This is a genomic window from Prevotella illustrans (genome assembly GCF_017426725.1).
In the GTDB taxonomy this organism is placed as follows: domain Bacteria; phylum Bacteroidota; class Bacteroidia; order Bacteroidales; family Bacteroidaceae; genus Prevotella; species Prevotella illustrans.
Genome location: NZ_JAERMS010000007.1, coordinates 85,591 through 100,890, shown reverse-complemented (window position 1 = coordinate 100,890; position 15,300 = coordinate 85,591). Strand labels below are relative to the sequence as shown.

Sequence of the window (15,300 nt, the reverse complement as noted above, 5' to 3'; positions counted from 1 at the left end):
TGCAAAGAACTCTTGTGAACGACGCTTATTGGCTTCAGCAAGCGTACTACGGCGAGCAACATAGTCGATACCAAGATGATGCAGTTTATTTACTTCAGCCTTCATGCCAATCTCCACTTCCCGCAGAGAATCAAAGTGTTTTAGAATGCCAAAGAGCATTATAACAAGGTGAGTCCACCCATCAAGCCGCTTAACATAAGCTTCACTTCGGGGTGTTTCAAGGCTTATTTTCTTGATTTTTTGTTTATCGAGTAATTTTATTACCTGATGATAGACCGGCTGTCCGCTAAAATGTGTACTTTTGCCCATGTTATTGAAGTTTTTTCGCAGAAACAAAAGTAACAAAAAGGGCTGAAATCCAAGTGAGGATTTTAGCCCTTAACTTTTATATAACAAAAATGTTTACCGGACAGCAATATAAAGACATAAAAACATATTTTTCAGCCGGCGGGAAACAAAGACATAAGGGCCGCAAGCGGCCAAGAAAGACATAAAGCTAATGGGAAATTCCCCGAAAGCACGGCCCAATAGAATTTTCGTGGGGACAATTTTCTACTAAACCACAATAGTGTCCTAAATATTTTTCAAAAAAGTGAAGGAAGTTGTTTTCACTAAGGCAAAAAAGTCTTATCTTAGTGTTTACCCAAAACCAAAACTTCCTTCATGACAAAGATAACACTTTTCGCTCAAGTAATCCAACAATTACCTAAAGATTTAATCAAATCTCTGATTAAAAAGCATGGAACGGACAAACATGCCAAGGGCTTTAATACATGGAGCCACCTTGTGAGCATGATATTCTGTCAGTTTGCCGACTGCGTATCCCTGCGTGAGATAAGTAACGGTCTTCGCTCGGCCAATGGCAACCTGAATCATTTGGGTATCCTTCGGGCTCCCTCCAAGTCAAACATCGCTTATCAGAATGAGAAACGCTCCTGCGCGTTCTTTCGCGAATGCTATTACAAGCTGCTGAATTATTTCGGCAATAATTTAGAATGGCTTTTTGTTACTTTTGAGCCGTTTCAACTCAAAACCAAAAGTTACGAGGTGTTGATATGTGGAATACTACAACAGTACTTATTATCGTCTTGGAAAACTTGCTTAGCGATGAAGGATCATATCGAGACGCTCTGTCTCGGTTAACCCCAATACTTTTGGCCTTCCCATAACTAAGAGTAGAACGGGAATTACATATATTTGTTTTGTATAAATTAATTTTGTTCACTTACTTATTAAAAATAAATTTATGAATAAATTATTTCTAAGCCTCGCTTTTCTTTTCTATGCTTTAACTGTAAAGTGTGGCAATATACCACAGGCACATCTTTGTCGGCTTGCTGCTCCTCAAAAAGTGGACACTGAATGGTGGAAAAATAACTAACATTCTGCAATCCGGAATAAACTTCCTATCTTTGCTTTATGTCGTTTAATCCACCGGAAAGGAACTTTTTATGTCAAAGCATTTGAATCCCTTGGAGAAAGAATTCCTGATCCATCAGTATAAACTGAACGGTCAGATCAAGTTGCGTGCCTTCTGCGCAGTCCACCATATCTCGGAGAGCGCTTTTAAGAGCTGGCTGAAGAAGTACGAGGAAGGCGGTTTGGAAGGGCTTGCCCGTGCCGACGCGGAAATCCGGTCCGTGCTTCCTGAGGGTATAGACCGCACGGAGGAAGCCTACAAACGTGAAATACTGAGACTGCGTATCGAGAACGAGCGGTTAAAAAAAAACTATGCGTTGGTCCGGAAGGCGGATGGGCAAACGGCGTATGTTCGTTTAAAACCGAAGAATTCACAATCGTGAGTATGCTCTCAAGAGACTTTCCTGTGACGGACATCTGCGGACTGATGGGCGTCAGTCGTTCCGGTTACTATCAAAGGCTCAGGCGAGTCCCCTCCGAACGTGACACCAACAGGGCGGCCATGGTCAAGACCGTGGAAGAGGTTCATGCCCGATACCCCTCTCACGGATACAGGTGGGTGGCCGCCTATATACGGAACACGCTCGGGATAAAGGCCGGCGATAATTTCGTCTATCAGTGTTTCCGCTATTTGGGCATCAAGTCTGAAACCAGGCATAAAGTACATTACAAGCCGAGGAAGGTGAAGGACAGGTTCCCCAACCTCATCTTCTCCACGTGGGATACCGTAGACCGTCCCAGACAGGTGATCGTGTCCGACATGACGACCTTGAAGTTTTGGATTTACTATTTTGAACTGACCCTCTACATCGATGTCTTTACCAAGGAAATCCTTTCCTGGCAGCTGGCTGAGCGCAGGGGTGCCAGAGAACAGTATGTGGACGGGCTGAAGGAGGTCGTCAGCCTGCTCGAAGGAGGAACGGAACCCACGGTGCTGCATACCGACCAGGGGAGCGTCTATGCGTCAATGGCGTACAACGAGCTCATTAAAGATACCCTGATCGTAAGGTCGATGTCAAGGGCGGGGAAACCGACGGATAATCCTGTAAATGAGGCACTGAACGGATGGATCAAGGAAGAGCTGACCATTGACTTCCGCATTGAGAAGCTCCGGTCCATGAAAGAGGTCAGGCGATGCCTTGAAAAGTATGTCAACTTCTACAACGAAAGACGACCGTGCTTCGCCATAGGATACGACACGCCGGCCAATTACAGAAGAAAGTATGAGGAAGGCCTATTGGGCATAAAAGACACGTTTGCGAAAAGACAACTCTCGGATATACCGAAGTTCGTACAGAAAAGAAAAAAGGAGACCCAATATCAGATGATGGAACTGTGCTTGGGGATATATTTTGTCAGAAAAAACTACCAGATTTTAACACTTCCGCAACATGTTATCTAAGTGCCGGCACGGCGAAAAAGGCCTTCGATTTGCCGATTTTGATGCCCTTTTATGCCTAAAGTGATACTTTTATCGGCTCAAAGCATAGCGATTACACGGCCAAAGCATAGCTTTTAGTCGGCAAAAAGACCGCGATTACAGCCTAAAAGCATAGCTTTTAAAGGCGAAAAAGTGAAGGGAAAACATCCTTAAAAGTACAATGTATTGATAACCAGTGTTTTATAAACTTGCTCTACAATCGCTTATTTTCGTCCAAGTCTTTTCTTTTTCAGAATAATGCCACTTTTTTGATGGTATATGTAAAGATAATTCAGGGTGCGGTAGATATTATTGATACTTGTAAACCTGTCCTCACTGATTTTCTACTGACCCGGTCAGAGTCAGGGACAACCTGATTTATAAGCGCATGGGACGAGCGTGACTTGCCTGACAAGGCTCACCCGGAAGTACTCATTGATGAGATTGTGATACTCAAGGGAAACGTTCACGCCACCGCCTGAGAACGAGTTTGAGACATAAGGGGGGATGTGCTGTTTTACCGTTGAAACAAAATACGTCAAATCAAATGATTTGATGCAACTTTGTATGCGTTTTCACAAAAATTATTTAGGACACTATTGGCTAAGCTACAGTTTTATTATTAAAAAAGTAAAAAAACAAATTGTTTATTTGGTGATTTCTTCTTCGTATTGTATCTTTGCACTCGCTTTACAGAAGTAAGGGCGTTTAGCTCAGCTGGTTTAGAGCATCTGCCTTACAAGCAGAGGGTCGGCGGTTCGAATCCGTCAACGCCCACGAAAGAGATTCATCAAATTGAGTCTCTTTTTATTTTAATATTTTCTGATAGAGGTTGCCAAAGGATATTGTTTTTTATTTTTTTATCATTAATCGTGGTTCCTGTCTGGTTTTAAATCACTACTTTTGTGCAATAAATAATTGCTTTTTATAAAATATGAATCTTGATTTGCTCACTGCCATATCGCCGATTGATGGCCGGTATAGGGGGAAGACGGAACTTTTGGCTAATTATTTCTCAGAGTTTGCGCTTATTCGTTATCGTATTAGGGTTGAAATAGAATACTTCATAACTTTGTGTGAATTACCTTTGCCCCAGCTTTCATCATTTGATCATACTTTGTTTGAGCGATTACGTGACATCTATTTGTGTTTTGATGAAACTTGTGCCCGGCGTGTGAAGGAAATCGAGAATATCACCAATCATGACGTGAAGGCCGTAGAATATTATATTAAAGAAGAGTTTGATAAAATAGGAGGTCTCGAAACTTACAAGGAATTTATTCATTTTGGACTTACTTCGCAAGATATTAATAATACAAGTGTGCCGCTTTCGTTGAAAGAGGCCTTGGTCGACGTGTATTATCCGCAAGTTGAAGAGTTGATAGCGCAGTTGCGGCAGTATGCCGATGCGTGGAAAGACGTGCCCATGTTGGCTAAGACGCATGGCCAACCGGCTTCTCCTACTCGTTTGGGAAAGGAGATCATGGTCTTCGTTTATCGTCTGAGTGAGCAGCTCAGGCTTTTGAAATCAACCAAGATTACGGCTAAGTTTGGTGGCGCAACCGGTAATTTTAATGCTCATCATGTGGCTTATCCTGCATTTGACTGGAAGGCCTTTGGCAACCGCTTTGTAAATGAAAAGTTAGGTTTGGAACGTGAACAGTACACAACGCAAATCAGTAATTACGATTATTTAGGCGCAATCTTTGATGGGATTCGTCGTATCAATACGATTATTCTTGATTTGGACCGCGATTTCTGGATGTATATTTCAATGGACTACTTCAAGCAGAAGATTAAAGCAGGTGAAGTAGGATCGAGTGCCATGCCTCATAAAGTTAATCCGATAGATTATGAGAACAGCGAAGGTAATCTGGGGATAGCCAATGCCATCCTTCAGTTCCTTGCCCGGAAACTTCCCGTAAGCCGTTTGCAGCGGGATCTTACCGACAGTACCGTTTTACGGAATATCGGTGTGCCGCTCGGCCATAGTCTTATCGCGATACAAAGTACATTGAAGGGCCTTCGGAAGCTCATTCTAAATGAAGAGAAGATTCGGGCAGACCTTGATAATACGTGGGCCGTTGTGGCCGAGGCTATTCAGACCATTCTGCGCCGTGAGGCTTATCCCCATCCTTACGAAGCCTTAAAAGCGCTGACCCGTACCAATCAGCAGATGACCGAGCAGACTATTCATGCTTTTATTCAAGACCTAAACGTGAGCGAGGAGGTGAAAGCCGAATTGATGGCCATTACCCCTGCCAACTATACAGGTATTTAATCCCTATATTATTTATTCAGTAATCGAAAGTTAATAACAAACACAGTGCCGTGAGGCTTAATTTTTAAAAAAACAAAACAATGGATCAGGAATTGGAAAACAACCCTCAGTCTTTTTCTGAAGAGAGTACGAGTAGCCGTGAAGGCTATACAACTTCTTCCGGGAGCAATTATTCAAGAGACTACCGTGCGGGAGCTCGTCCGCAGCGTCCCCGCATCCATAGTCAGCGTGCTTATAGCTCTGACCATGGAAATGTGAACAACAATCAAGAGGAAGGCTTCCGACCGGAAGGCTTCGGTGCCGCCCTTCTGTCGAATAACGGTGGGCAGCAGCGTCCTTATCGTCCCCGAAATAATTATAACAACCAGGGTGGCTATCAGCAACGTGGTGGTTATGGTCAGCAACGTCCTTATCGTCCTCGTTATAACGGTGAGAATCAGGAAGGTGGTTATGCCCAGCAGGGAGGTTATCGCCCCCGTTACGAAGGAAACGATTCTAATCAGGAAGGCGAGCAGAACAGCTATCGTCCTCGTAATAATTATAATAACCAAGGCGGTTATGGTCAGCAGCGTGGCGGTTATCAGCAACGTGGCGGTTATCAGCAGCGCGGCGGCTATGGCCAACAACGTGGTGGTTATCAGCAACGCGGCGGCTATGGTCAAGGAGGCAATCAGCAGCGTGGTGGCTATAATCAAGGTGGCTATCGTCAGCACTCGGCCGATTATGATCCGAATGCTAAGTATAGCATGAAGAAGCGCATAGAGTATAAGGAAGAGAATATCGATCCCAATGAGCCGTTGCGTCTTAATAAGTTTTTGGCCAACGCGGGTGTATGCAGTCGTCGCGAGGCCGATGAGTTTATCCAGGCCGGCGTGGTCAGCGTAAATGGAACCGTTGTTACCGAATTGGGCACGAAAGTGCTTCGTACCGATGAAATCAAGTTCCACGATCAACCTGTCAGTATCGAGAAGAAAGTCTATGTCCTGCTGAATAAGCCCAAGGATTATGTTACGACAAGCGACGATCCGCAGCAGCGTAAGACCGTGATGGATCTTGTGAAAGGCGCCTGTCCGGAGCGCATTTATCCTGTAGGACGTTTAGACCGTAATACGACAGGTGTGCTTCTCCTTACAAATGATGGCGACCTGGCCAGCAAGCTCACTCATCCTAAGTTCTTGAAGAAGAAGGTTTATCATGTACATCTCGATAAACCGCTTGCGCAGGCTGACCTGCAGAAAATAGCAGAGGGCATTGAACTTGAGGATGGTGAAATCCACGCGGACGCTATCGAGTATGCCGATGAGCGCGACAAGAGTCAGGTGGGTGTCGAAATTCACAGCGGCAAGAATCGCATTGTTCGTCGTATCTTCGAGAGCTTGAGCTATCGTGTCGTAAGACTTGATCGTGTGCAGTTTGCCGGACTTACCAAGAAGAATCTGCGTCGTGGTGACTGGAGATTCCTTACAGAGAAAGAAGTTGAAATGCTGCGCAGCGGCATGTTTGAATAGTATTGATAAGTAATGAAAAGAACGAAAATCGTCGATGCGCTCGTTTGCACCGACTTTGGTAAAGATATAAATGTAAAAGGATGGGTCCGTTCCCATCGCAGCAGCAAGGCCGTCGACTTTATTGCGTTGAATGATGGTTCAACCATTAAGAATATTCAGGTTGTTGTCGATCCTACCCACTTTGATGAGGAGATGCTGAAGAGCATTACTACGGGGGCTTGTATCAATGTTGTTGGTACGTTGGTCGAGAGCCAAGGCGCGGGCCAGGCCTCTGAAGTACAATGTCGTGAGCTTGAGATTTACGGTCTTTGTCCGGGCGACTATCCTATGCAGAAGAAAGGCCAGAGCTTTGAATACATGCGCAAATACGCCCACCTGCGTTTACGTACCAATACCTTTGGGGCAGTCTTTCGCATCCGTCATAACATGGCCATCGCTATTCACAAGTATTTTCATGATCATGGTTTCTATTATTTCAATACGCCGCTGATTACCGCCAGCGACGCTGAAGGAGCCGGTGAGATGTTTCAGGTAACGACACTCGATCTTGCCCGTACAGGCAGAGAGGGCGCGGAAGTTCCCTATGACCGTGATTTCTTTGGCAAGAAGACCAGTCTTACTGTTTCCGGACAGTTGGAAGGAGAACTGGGAGCTACAGCTTTAGGAGCCATCTATACATTTGGTCCTACGTTCCGTGCCGAGAACAGCAATACGCCTCGCCACCTGGCTGAATTCTGGATGATAGAGCCTGAAGTCGCTTTCATGGATAAGGAAGAGCTGATGGATCTGGAGGAAGATTTCATTAAGTACTGTGTGCGCTGGGCTTTGGATAATTGCAAAGACGATCTTGAATTCCTCAATAAGATGATCGATAAGAGCCTTGTGCAGACCCTTGAGTCTGTTGTGAAAGAAGATTTTGTCCGTCTTACTTATAGCGAAGGTATTCAGATTCTCGAGAAAGCCGTGCGGGATGGACACAAGTTTGAGTTTCCGATTAAAGGGTGGGGCATGGACCTTAGCAGTGAGCACGAGCGTTTCCTCGTTGAGGAATACTTTAAGCGTCCGGTCATCATGACCGACTATCCCAGTGAGATCAAGGCTTTCTATATGAAGAAAAATGCTGACGGCAAGACTATGCAGGGCACGGATGTTCTTTTCCCACGCATCGGTGAGATTATTGGCGGTTCTGTTCGTGAAGAAAGTTATGACAAGCTGGTCGGTGAAATCAAAACTCGTGGCATGGAGCCATCTTCTTACAGTTGGTATCTTGATACCCGCAAGTATGGTTCTTGTCCGCATGCGGGCTTTGGTCTTGGCTTCGAACGGCTTATTCTTTTTGTTACCGGCATGCAGAATATCCGTGACGTTATTCCTTTCCCACGTACACCAAAAAGCGCGGAATATTGAGCCAACGGCGCTTATGTTTTTATGACATAAAGACATATTTTCTTATGATGTTTTAAGACATAAAGACATAAGAACATATTTCCTGTTTGAGGCGTCGCAAGCGACGGAATAAGGACATAAAGCTAATGTGGAATGTGAAGTGTGAATTGTAGACAGCTTACTTTTTTACACTTCCACATTTCACATTCCACATTTCACATTCCACATTTCACATTTCACACATTCCACTTTACATTCCACACTCTTTGCAGTTAACCCTCCTCTCCTTGGGGAAACCGAAGTTAGCTGTTCGCGTAGCAAGGGAATTGCAAATCGCTGACCGGAGGGGAAAGCAAAGCAATGGGCGGGGGAGGCTATAATGTAATCACAAACGCCCCGCCGATTACCACATTCGAAATGTTTTTCTTCTGCGTATAGACATTGGGCTGAAAGAACTGATCGACATCGGTCACCGGCTGCCCGTCAAAGGTCAGGCTGCGTGCGGCTTCACGGATGAAAGCTGTCGGCATGTGCCTGATTGTATAGTTTCGGCGTGTAAAATCGTAGTCCGCGAAGATTTTCCAGGCGATCATCGACTTGTGGGCGAATGTAATCGATACCCCCGTACCCAGATTGATGGCCCGGCTACCTTCTACGTTCAGGTAATCCCAAACGGCCCTGTACTCCTTTCCGTTATTCGAAGCGTTTCCCAACACTTCATAGGTTAAAACGCGCTTGCCGTTCTCCTGCTCTACCGTGATGTCGATATCTCGTTGGTGTCCTGCTACCTCCGCGTTGATGTCGACACCGTGAAGATAGCTTCTGCCGGCTAATAGTTTGGCTCCGAGGGCCACGCGTGAACTAAGGGGATAGTTGAAATAAACGCCGCCACTCATGCTGAATTCCGACAGATGGTCCGACATGACATGGAGGGTGTAATTGTCGACGAAGCCATTCAGTTGGGGCGCGGAGAGCATGAAGCCGATGATGGGGTTCTGGGTAAAATCCTCCCAGTTCTTTACTTTTCGGGACACGATGCGCATTCTGCCGCCTATTCCGATGTAACGATTCAAGAAATACGCCCCTTCCACTCCCACGACGGTAGCTCTTGAAAGTCGTAGCTTTCTAATATTTATGTCTTCATAATACTCTTGAAGTTCGTCGTTGCCTTTCACCAGATCCAGCGATTGGCTCCCGATTCCCAGCCCCATCTGCACATTGAAAAACGACGGGTGAATTATCAAATCCGTAGCGTCGGTTCGGTAAGGCAAGAGTAATCCCCGATCTTTAAACAGGAGATCGGCCATGGTATAGCCCAATTCTGTAGATAAAACGCCTAAGCCGGCACCGGCAAATGTGTCACTTATCCAATGGCGGTTGTTCAGGACACGCATACATCCCGTGGCCGTCGCAAGCGCGTAGCCGGCCAGACTGTACCATGGACTGCGTGTGAGCCCATACTCCTTGTGCAGAATCGTGGCAGTGGCAAATGCTGTTGCCGTGTGGCCGGAGGGAAACGAGTTGCGGGTGGTGCCGTCGGGCCGCATTTCCTTGGCCGAATACTTGATACCGTTGACCAGTGTTGCCATAATGGCAAGCGACAAGAAGGCGCTGGCCGTATAGCGTCCTATATTGGTATGTCCTTTTACGCCGGCCAGCTGGAGCCCCGACACCAAAGCCAAAGGCACGTATTGCGAATAGTTGTCGCTGGTATTGTGAAAGTTGTATTGAAATTTATTGCGCAGCCCGCGGATATTCTGCCGTTCTCCACGAATGGCAATGCCGGCTGCCAACCAGGGAAGGCCGGCCCAGGTCATTTCCTTCTCCAACGAACGATGTATGGCCGGTAGCGTCTTCGCCACGCTTCTACGCTCATTCGTAGCCGACGTGTCGTTCAAAAAACGGATCGTATCGTGCACGGCTTTGGCGACAATGACTGAATCGACTGTAGGAGAGGCGGCCCGGACATGGGCACAACATCCGTTGACGTTACCTATCAAATTCAATAGGCTCAATAATAGCAATCTCATGATTCTCAATGAAGCTAAAAAAGTGTCAAGTGGCCATTCTAACCTCTTAACACTTTTACACCTTAATATTTATGTGCGCCTGACAGGACTCGAACCTGCACAGCGTGAACCACCAGATCCTAAGTCTGGCGCGTCTACCAATTCCGCCACAGGCGCGTAACGGATGCAAAAGTAATGCTTTTCCGGGGAATTGCAAAATAAATCAAGTTTTTATTTGTTTAGCCTGCCCAGTGCTTCTTCCACGATGTTGGTCAGTTCCACGAACTGCGCCACCGTAAGCTGTTCGGGGCGTTTCGGCATGACATCCAAGGCGAAAAAGTCGGCTCCGGGCTTCTCGGCCGCGAACATTTGCTTGATCGATACGCGCAGCATTTTACGCCGCTGATTGAATACGGTCTTGACCAATCGCTTGAAAAGCTGCTCATCGCAGCCCAAATCCGTTACACCGTTGCGGGTCATTCGGATGACAGCGCTCTTCACCTTGGGCGGTGGATTGAACACATTTTCGTCCACCGTGAAGAGATATTCCACATCGTACCAAGCTTGGATGAGCACCGACAGAATGCCATAGGCCTTGTTGCCCGGCACGCCGGCTATACGTTGGGCCACCTCGCGCTGAATCATGCCCGTGCAGCAAGGAATCAGTTCCTTGTAATCAAGCATTTTGAAGAAGATCTGGCTGGAGATATCGTAGGGGTAATTGCCCGTCAAAACAAAGGATTGGCCGTCGAATACGCGACTCAGGTCCATGCGAAGGAAGTCTTCACCGATGATATTGTCACGCAGCTTGGGGAATGCCTCGTGCAGATAAGCCACACTTTCAGCGTCTATTTCTACCGCTTTCACGGGTCGGTCTTTCGTCACCAGATACTGTGTGAGCACCCCCATGCCGGGTCCGATTTCCAATACGGGAATATCGGGACAGGCGTCCACCGTATCCGCTATGCGACGTGCGATATCCAAATCGGTCAGGAAATGTTGACCTAAATTCTTCTTGGGCTTAACTGCTTTCATCCGATAATGGGGTTGATAATCGGCTGCAAAAGTACGAATTTCTTTTCGATTCTTTGACATAAGGACATATTTTCCTCATGTTGTTTTTAAGGACATAAAGACATAAGGACATATTTTTCTGTCAACGGGGAACAAAGACATAAGGGCCGCAAGCGGCCAAGAAAGACATAAAGCTAATGTGAAATGTGATTAGCTTTATGTCTTTATGTCAAACATGTGAAATGTTATTTGCCTTTTGTATAAAAATATTACCGAAAAAGTGTCTGAAAAAATTGTTCAAATAGTGTGATTGCCGCCCCCTTCTTTACCGTTTGAGAGCTGAAAATGCCTTCAACGGAACGTGATTTTTATGTTTTGACGGGTCATCGTTATGCTTTTACGCTCCCAAAGCAGTGCTTTTAGCCCGTCATTGCAGTGCTTTTAGCCGGTAAAAAGGCCACAATTAACGTGTAAAAGCCATGTTTTGACAGAGGTGTTTGGGGCAAAGAAAGGGGTATTTTTATGTAATTAACTGATTATGAGTTAAATACAAAAAACGTCGTAGAATCGCTTATTTCAGCCCGTTGTCTGATTATTTTGAAATAACGCCTGCATTTTCAGCCTTTTGTAAAATTATTTCAGCACTTGCGGAAGATTTTATGGCAAGCGTTGACCTATGGATTTAATAAAGCAATTCTCCCGTCGATAGGCCGGCAAAATAATCTTATACCTAAACTCCTTCCATCCTTTAAGAGTTTTATGGCTAAATCGTTCCGTATTAAAATAAATTTAGTAGCTTTGCAAAGTCAATCATCCTAAACGGTAAAAACTGCCTTTATGAATCGCAACGAATTTGAAATCGAGGTCTGCGCCAACAGTGTCGAGAGCTGCGTTCAGGCTCAACTGGCCGGTGCCGACCGTGTGGAACTGTGTGCCGGCATTCCTGAAGGCGGCACGACCCCTTCTTACGGCGAAATCAAGATGGCCCGTCGGCTGCTCAAAGCGACCCGGTTGCATGTCATCATTCGCAACCGAGGCGGTGATTTTCTCTATTCGCCACTCGAAATAGAGCGCATGGTCATGGATATCGACCTGTGTCGGGAGCTTGGCGTGGACGGTGTAGTCTTCGGTTGTCTCACTCCCGATGGGTTCGTCGACCGTGAGGCCAACGCCCTACTGATGCAGCACGTCGGTGAGATGCACGCCACGTTCCATCGGGCATTCGACCGTTGTTGCCAACCGTTGCAAGCCTTGGAAGACATCATTGATTTAGGTTTCGACCGCATCCTCACTTCGGGACAGCAACCTACGGCCGACCAAGGCATCGCGCTACTGCGACAACTGAACGAAAAGGCAGGTGAACGCCTGAAAATCATGGCCGGTTGCGGTGTCAACGAACAGAATATCGCTGTGATCGGACGTGAAACGGGCGTCAGAAACTTCCATTTCTCGGCCCGCGAACCACAACCCAGCCGCATGACTTATTTCAATCCGTCCGTTTATATGGGCGCAAAGGGGGCCGAAGAAGCTAATCTCATGCTCACCACCGAACAACGCGTAAAAAATACGATTAATCAATTATTATGAAAAAAGCATATCTATCTCTGCTGTTTTTCGCCATGACGATTACTTCGCATGCGCAGCATTTCATTACCGACGCGGCTTACCGCCAGAAAACCGAGACCGCTTTTCAGCAAAAGATGAAGCTGATTGGCGCGCAGTTCTACAACATCAAGGGACTTAAAGTGACGCCCGAGGAGCAGGAAGCTCTGCGGTTTCTCTATGCTTACATGCCTGTGGCCGACGCTACCGACTATCCTACGGCCTATCATCTTAACAATGTGCGCACCGCCTTGCAGACCCGACGCGAGATGACGTGGGGAAAACAAGTGCCCGAACTGCTCTTCCGCCACTTCGTAGTGCCCATGCGTGTCAACAACGAACCGCTCGACGATTCGCGTGCCTTGTTTTATAAAGAACTGAAACAGCGCGTCAAGGGGCTGTCGATGAAAGACGCCATTCTTGAAGTGAACCACTGGTGCCACGAGCATGTCACCTACGAGCCGTCAGACGCCCGCACATCCTCGCCGTTGCAGAGTATTCGCACGGGCCGGGGCCGTTGCGGCGAGGAAAGTACGTTCACCGTGGCCGCCCTCCGCTCCATCGGCATTCCCGCCCGACAGGTCTATACGCCGCGATGGGCACACACCGACGACAACCACGCGTGGGTGGAAGCGTGGGCCGACGGCAAGTGGTACTTCCTGGGAGCCTGCGAGCCCGAGCCCGTGCTGAACTTGGGATGGTTCAACGCGCCGGCTTCGAGAGCCATGCTGATGCACACCCGGGCTTTCGGCGACTATCGCGGACCGGAGGAAGTAATGCTTCGCACGGGCAACTTCACCGAAATCAACCTCATCGACAACTACGGCAGTTCGGCGCGGACCGACTTCAAGGTGGTAGACCGAAACGGCAAGCCCGTGAACGACGCGCGCGTAGACTTCAAAATCTATAATTACGCCGAATTCTACACGGCCGCTTCCAAATATACCAACGCCAAGGGCGAGACCTTTCTCACGGCCGGTGAAGGCGACATGCTCGTCTGGGCGTCGAAGAACGGCCGCTTCGGCTATGCCAAGGCCTCGTTCGGAAAGGACAAGCTCATCACCATCAAACTCGATTATGACCGGTCTACGCGCCTGACGGGGCAGGACATTAACATCGTCCCGCCGTCTGAAAAGGCCAATCTGCCCGCCGTCACGCCGGCGCAACGCCGGGAAAACGACCGTCGTTTCGCCTTCGAAGACTCCCTTCGCAACGCTTACATCGCCACCTTCCCCACCGAGGAAAGCCTGAAAGGTTATGCTTATCCCCAAGCCATACCTTATCTTGTCAAGGCACGCGGCAACTGGCGGGTCATCAAAGACTTCATAGAACAGAACGCCGACCGCCAGGAAAGGGCGATGGACTTGCTCTCCACGCTGAGCAACAAGGATCTGCGCGACATGCAACGCGACATTCTCGACGACAACATGAACGCGAAGAGCGACCAGTTGAGTCCGCGCGTAGAGGACGAACTCGTCATTTTGCCTTTCAAGCAGGCTCTTTACGACGCTTTCAGCGCGGCCGACCGCCAGCGTTTCCGGCAAAATCCGGCCTTGCTGGTAGACTGGATTCGCACGCATGTCAAACTGAATCCGGACACGCGTGCCATGCGTATTCCGCAGACGCCGATGGGTGTTTGGAAATCACGGCTGACCGACGCGCGCTCACGCGACATCTTCTTCGTTGACCTGGCCCGCAGTCTCGATATCGAAGCGCGGAAAGACGTCGTCACCCAAAAGGTGCAATACCGCCACGACGGCCGATGGATGGATGTCAATTTCAACCAAACCACGCCATCGGTGGCCCGCACCGGTACGCTCGTGCTCGACTACCGGCCCACGCCTCTGCTGGATAATCCCAAGTATTACAGCTATTTCACCATCAGCAAGATTGTCGACGGGCGCACGCAACTGCTTAACTTTGACGAAGGACAGGTCGATATGGGTGGCGGCACCTCATGGGCCGGCGTCTTCAAGGACGGAACCCCGCTGGACGAAGGCACCTATCTGCTCGTTACGGGACAGCGATTGGCCGACGGAAGCGTACTGGCCCGCAACACCATCTTCGGTGTTGAGGCGGGAAAGACGACGCATGTCGACCTGAAGATACGTGAAACGACCGACGGCGTCAAGGTCATCGGCAACTTCGACAGCGAGTCGAAGCTGATAAAAGACGGTAAGGAAGTGAGCGTTCTCTCGCAGACGGGCCGCGGCTACTTCGTCATCGGCGTGCTCGGCGTAGGTCAGGAACCCACCAATCATGCCCTGCACGACATCGCCAAACTGAAAGACAAGCTCGACCAATGGGGTCGCCCGTTCGTGCTGCTTTTCGAGAACGAGGCCGCGGCACAGAAGTTCAACAAGGCCGAATTCGGTTCGTTGCCTCGGAACACCATCTTCGGTATCGACCGCGATGGTAAGATCAAGCATCAGATAGCCACGCAGATGAAACTGAAAAACGAGACGCAGCTGCCGATGTTTGTCATTGCCGACACGTTCAACCGCGTGGTCTTCGTAAGTCAAGGCTACACCATCGGCCTGGGCGAGCAAATCGTGAAGGTGGCGCAGAAGCTCTGATCTTGCGCCCATACAAACGAAAAAAGCTTTTGAAAAGAGGACCCTTCATCCCTTTTCAAAAGCTTTTCTTTGTTATTCCCGAGCA

At 48.1% G+C, this 15,300-nt stretch carries 10 protein-coding genes, 2 tRNA genes and 1 pseudogene; 9 read left to right on the top strand and 4 right to left on the bottom strand.

Going from position 1 to position 15,300, the window contains the following annotated elements; all coding sequences use genetic code 11:
• Positions 1 to 309, bottom strand: a 309-nt coding sequence (locus JHU38_RS04210) for a DUF4372 domain-containing protein (RefSeq protein WP_207859311.1), incomplete at its 3' end; no start/stop codon positions are given.
• 354 nt (positions 310 to 663) lie between these two features.
• Between JHU38_RS04210 and JHU38_RS04205 the strand changes: the two are divergent.
• The 7 genes and pseudogenes from JHU38_RS04205 to asnS all read left to right on the top strand — a co-directional run.
• Positions 664 to 984 (top strand): annotated as a pseudogene (locus JHU38_RS04205) (DUF4372 domain-containing protein); the annotation flags it as partial.
• A 467-nt stretch (positions 985 to 1,451) separates the two neighbouring features.
• On the top strand, positions 1,452 to 1,802 hold the full coding sequence (locus JHU38_RS04200) for a helix-turn-helix domain-containing protein (protein ID WP_107582148.1): 351 nt from the start codon (positions 1,452 to 1,454) through the stop codon (positions 1,800 to 1,802).
• A gap of 2 nt (positions 1,803 to 1,804) precedes the next feature.
• Positions 1,805 to 2,821, top strand: coding sequence for an IS3 family transposase (locus JHU38_RS04195; protein WP_107582149.1), 1,017 nt, complete (start codon positions 1,805 to 1,807; stop codon positions 2,819 to 2,821).
• Between the two features lie 720 nt (positions 2,822 to 3,541).
• Positions 3,542 to 3,616 (top strand) — tRNA-Val (locus tag JHU38_RS04190).
• A gap of 157 nt (positions 3,617 to 3,773) precedes the next feature.
• The gene (gene purB / locus JHU38_RS04185) at positions 3,774 to 5,120 is read left to right on the top strand and encodes an adenylosuccinate lyase (RefSeq protein ID WP_107582150.1); all 1,347 of its coding nucleotides are present in this window, start codon (positions 3,774 to 3,776) and stop codon (positions 5,118 to 5,120) included.
• An 80-nt stretch (positions 5,121 to 5,200) separates the two neighbouring features.
• Positions 5,201 to 6,628 (top strand): pseudouridine synthase, encoded by a 1,428-nt coding sequence (locus tag JHU38_RS04180; RefSeq protein WP_207859307.1) that lies wholly within the window; start codon positions 5,201 to 5,203, stop codon positions 6,626 to 6,628.
• A gap of 12 nt (positions 6,629 to 6,640) precedes the next feature.
• Complete coding sequence (gene asnS / locus JHU38_RS04175; RefSeq protein ID WP_107582152.1) at positions 6,641 to 8,035, top strand: asparagine--tRNA ligase; 1,395 nt, start codon at positions 6,641 to 6,643, stop codon at positions 8,033 to 8,035.
• A 353-nt stretch (positions 8,036 to 8,388) separates the two neighbouring features.
• Here asnS and JHU38_RS04170 read toward each other — a convergent pair whose 3' ends face one another.
• The 3 genes from JHU38_RS04170 to rsmA form a co-directional block, all read right to left on the bottom strand.
• Positions 8,389 to 10,044 (bottom strand): phosphatase PAP2 family protein, encoded by a 1,656-nt coding sequence (locus JHU38_RS04170; RefSeq protein ID WP_232369830.1) that lies wholly within the window; start codon positions 10,042 to 10,044, stop codon positions 8,389 to 8,391.
• Positions 10,045 to 10,118: 74 nt separating this feature from the next.
• A tRNA-Leu gene (locus JHU38_RS04165) sits at positions 10,119 to 10,200 on the bottom strand.
• Positions 10,201 to 10,254: 54 nt separating this feature from the next.
• Positions 10,255 to 11,058, bottom strand: a complete 804-nt coding sequence (gene rsmA / locus JHU38_RS04160; RefSeq protein ID WP_107582153.1) for a 16S rRNA (adenine(1518)-N(6)/adenine(1519)-N(6))-dimethyltransferase RsmA — start codon at positions 11,056 to 11,058, stop codon at positions 10,255 to 10,257.
• Between the two features lie 816 nt (positions 11,059 to 11,874).
• Between rsmA and JHU38_RS04155 the strand changes: the two genes are divergently transcribed.
• Entirely contained in the window at positions 11,875 to 12,624 is a 750-nt protein-coding gene (locus JHU38_RS04155; RefSeq protein ID WP_107582154.1) for a copper homeostasis protein CutC, read from the top strand.
• Positions 12,621 to 15,215 carry a transglutaminase-like domain-containing protein gene (locus JHU38_RS04150; RefSeq protein WP_107582155.1) on the top strand — a complete coding sequence of 865 codons (2,595 nt, stop codon included), beginning with the start codon at positions 12,621 to 12,623 and terminating at the stop codon, positions 15,213 to 15,215. Before JHU38_RS04155 ends, JHU38_RS04150 begins: the two co-directional genes overlap by 4 nt.
• Positions 15,216 to 15,300: the final 85 nt, after the last annotated feature.

Bases quoted from the DNA above. Each gene is read 5' to 3' on its own strand.
- JHU38_RS04200 (WP_107582148.1), top strand. From the start codon at position 1,452: ATGTCAAAGCATTTGAATCCCTTGGAGAAAGAATTCCTGATCCATCAG.
- JHU38_RS04195 (WP_107582149.1), top strand. From the start codon at position 1,805: ATGCTCTCAAGAGACTTTCCTGTGACGGACATCTGCGGACTGATGGGC.
- purB (WP_107582150.1), top strand. From the start codon at position 3,774: ATGAATCTTGATTTGCTCACTGCCATATCGCCGATTGATGGCCGGTAT.
- JHU38_RS04180 (WP_207859307.1), top strand. From the start codon at position 5,201: ATGGATCAGGAATTGGAAAACAACCCTCAGTCTTTTTCTGAAGAGAGT.
- asnS (WP_107582152.1), top strand. From the start codon at position 6,641: ATGAAAAGAACGAAAATCGTCGATGCGCTCGTTTGCACCGACTTTGGT.
- JHU38_RS04170 (WP_232369830.1), bottom strand. From the start codon at position 10,044: ATGAGATTGCTATTATTGAGCCTATTGAATTTGATAGGTAACGTCAAC.
- rsmA (WP_107582153.1), bottom strand. From the start codon at position 11,058: ATGAAAGCAGTTAAGCCCAAGAAGAATTTAGGTCAACATTTCCTGACC.
- JHU38_RS04155 (WP_107582154.1), top strand. From the start codon at position 11,875: ATGAATCGCAACGAATTTGAAATCGAGGTCTGCGCCAACAGTGTCGAG.
- JHU38_RS04150 (WP_107582155.1), top strand. From the start codon at position 12,621: ATGAAAAAAGCATATCTATCTCTGCTGTTTTTCGCCATGACGATTACT.